The sequence below is a fragment of the Escherichia sp. WS1368 genome (genome assembly GCF_046487485.1).
In the GTDB taxonomy this organism is placed as follows: Bacteria; Pseudomonadota; Gammaproteobacteria; order Enterobacterales; family Enterobacteriaceae; genus Escherichia; species Escherichia coli.
In genome coordinates, this window is the sequence record NZ_JBJQJI010000039.1 from 1 (window position 1) to 2,976 (window position 2,976).

General features: G+C 49.5%; 2 protein-coding genes and 1 pseudogene. 1 reads left to right on the top strand and 2 read right to left on the bottom strand.

The window, feature by feature from the left end; genetic code table 11:
- Positions 1-479 precede the first annotated feature (479 nt).
- Positions 480-1,355 (top strand): extended-spectrum class A beta-lactamase CTX-M-55, encoded by an 876-nt coding sequence (locus ACJHYD_RS24405; protein ID WP_015387340.1) that lies wholly within the window; start codon positions 480-482, stop codon positions 1,353-1,355.
- A 46-nt stretch (positions 1,356-1,401) separates the two neighbouring features.
- On the opposite strand, the gene ACJHYD_RS24410 is transcribed toward ACJHYD_RS24405, so the two are convergent.
- Together ACJHYD_RS24410 and bla are read right to left on the bottom strand one after the other, a co-directional pair.
- Positions 1,402-1,878 (bottom strand): WbuC family cupin fold metalloprotein, encoded by a 477-nt coding sequence (locus ACJHYD_RS24410; RefSeq protein WP_013023839.1) that lies wholly within the window; start codon positions 1,876-1,878, stop codon positions 1,402-1,404.
- Positions 1,879-2,136: 258 nt separating this feature from the next.
- A pseudogene (gene bla / locus ACJHYD_RS24415) lies at positions 2,137-2,865 on the bottom strand (class A beta-lactamase); the annotation flags it as partial.
- Positions 2,866-2,976 lie beyond the last annotated feature (111 nt).

Consider the following 2,976-nt stretch of genomic DNA (forward strand, 5'->3'; position numbering starts at 1 on the left):
TTATTATGGTGATCCCCTGGGCGAAATGCGCCTGGTAAGCAGAGTTTTTGAAATGTAAGGCCTTTGAATAAGACAAAAGGCTGCCTCATCGCTAACTTTGCAACAGTGCCCGTACAAGGGAGTGTATGAAAAATGTCTGGTATAATAAGAATATCATCAATAAAATTGAGTGTTGCTCTGTGGATAACTTGCAGAGTTTATTAAGTATCATTGCAGCAAAGATGAAATCAATGATTTATCAAAAATGATTGAAAGGTGGTTGTAAATAATGTTACAATGTGTGAGAAGCAGTCTAAATTCTTCGTGAAATAGTGATTTTTGAAGCTAATAAAAAACACACGTGGAATTTAGGTTTCATTCTGGCGACGTCCGTATTTGCCTTTCGGAAGCATAAAATCGGACGCGTTGTGGCTCGCTTCAGGTAAAATATTGACTATTCATGTTGTTGTTATTTCGTCTCTTCCAGAATAAGGAATCCCATGGTTAAAAAATCACTGCGCCAGTTCACGCTGATGGCGACGGCAACCGTCACGCTGTTGTTAGGAAGTGTGCCGCTGTATGCGCAAACGGCGGACGTACAGCAAAAACTTGCCGAATTAGAGCGGCAGTCGGGAGGCAGACTGGGTGTGGCATTGATTAACACAGCAGATAATTCGCAAATACTTTATCGTGCTGATGAGCGCTTTGCGATGTGCAGCACCAGTAAAGTGATGGCCGTGGCCGCGGTGCTGAAGAAAAGTGAAAGCGAACCGAATCTGTTAAATCAGCGAGTTGAGATCAAAAAATCTGACCTTGTTAACTATAATCCGATTGCGGAAAAGCACGTCAATGGGACGATGTCACTGGCTGAGCTTAGCGCGGCCGCGCTACAGTACAGCGATAACGTGGCGATGAATAAGCTGATTGCTCACGTTGGCGGCCCGGCTAGCGTCACCGCGTTCGCCCGACAGCTGGGAGACGAAACGTTCCGTCTCGACCGTACCGAGCCGACGTTAAACACCGCCATTCCGGGCGATCCGCGTGATACCACTTCACCTCGGGCAATGGCGCAAACTCTGCGGAATCTGACGCTGGGTAAAGCATTGGGCGACAGCCAACGGGCGCAGCTGGTGACATGGATGAAAGGCAATACCACCGGTGCAGCGAGCATTCAGGCTGGACTGCCTGCTTCCTGGGTTGTGGGGGATAAAACCGGCAGCGGTGGCTATGGCACCACCAACGATATCGCGGTGATCTGGCCAAAAGATCGTGCGCCGCTGATTCTGGTCACTTACTTCACCCAGCCTCAACCTAAGGCAGAAAGCCGTCGCGATGTATTAGCGTCGGCGGCTAAAATCGTCACCGACGGTTTGTAATAGCGGAAACGGAATGGGGAAACTCATTCCGTTTTTGTTTATCGCCTTAGACGGCAAAAGTGCTGTCGCCCACCTGCGCTTGCGCATACCAGGCCATAAGCTCCGTGGTTCCTGGTTCTCCTTCCGCTGGAGCCCAGTGCGCATAGTCATCGGCAGCCACGGGTTGATAGCCACCGTGTTTTACTTCAAAAATTATGCCACCGGTATCCAGCGACAGCACGGCATGCCAGGTTCCTGCGGCCATCTCCAGCACCGTACAGGTTTCCCCCAATATCGCCCGATGGGTGACGGTACCCCGATCGTCAAAATTCAGCACCACGAAACGACCCCTTAATGGCAACAGTAGCTCGAAGGTGTGAGGGTGTCGGTGCGGGCGCACGTAGGTCCCAGGTTCCATGGCAATAGCCAGACGTTGGACCGAATCGCTTAATTCTGGATGGAAATTACGGTGCGCGCGGAGCCGAGGCGATTGCACAGCCGCTGCGCTCTGTTGCTGCATATCGCTCATGGTAATTTGTTTCATCAGGATGACCTTGTCGATTAATGAATTGGGGGGGATTACCGTATGACGTCAGGGTGACAGAACCCGCAGAGCAAGTGAAGAACTGGGTTTGCCAATTTTTCCCTATCCTGATTTACTGAAATGGTATTGACGGTAGTGCTGATATTCAGGCCACTTTTTTAGTTGATAAAAGTCTGTAATTCTTTTTACCGTCTGGGAAAAATTTACGGTGGTAATCACCCCCCAATTATTTCAGTATGAGTAAACTTGGTCTGACAGTTACCAATGCTTAATCAGTGAGGCACCTATCTCAGCGATCTGTCTATTTCGTTCATCCATAGTTGCCTGACTCCCCGTCGTGTAGATAACTACGATACGGGAGGGCTTACCATCTGGCCCCAGTGCTGCAATGATACCGCGAGACCCACGCTCACCGGCTCCAGATTTATCAGCAATAAACCAGCCAGCCGGAAGGGCCGAGCGCAGAAGTGGTCCTGCAACTTTATCCGCCTCCATCCAGTCTATTAATTGTTGCCGGGAAGCTAGAGTAAGTAGTTCGCCAGTTAATAGTTTGCGCAACGTTGTTGCCATTGCTGCAGGCATCGTGGTGTCACGCTCGTCGTTTGGTATGGCTTCATTCAGCTCCGGTTCCCAACGATCAAGGCGAGTTACATGATCCCCCATGTTGTGCAAAAAAGCGGTTAGCTCCTTCGGTCCTCCGATCGTTGTCAGAAGTAAGTTGGCAGCAGTGTTATCACTCATGGTTATGGCAGCACTGCATAATTCTCTTACTGTCATGCCATCCGTAAGATGCTTTTCTGTGACTGGTGAGTACTCAACCAAGTCATTCTGAGAATAGTGTATGCGGCGACCGAGTTGCTCTTGCCCGGCGTCAACACGGGATAATACCGCACCACATAGCAGAACTTTAAAAGTGCTCATCATTGGAAAACGTTCTTCGGGGCGAAAACTCTCAAGGATCTTACCGCTGTTGAGATCCAGTTCGATGGGCACTGTTGCAAAGTTAGCGATGAGGCAGCCTTTTGTCTTATTCAAAGGCCTTACATTTCAAAAACTCTGCTTACCAGGCGCATTTCGCCCAGGGGATCACCATAATAA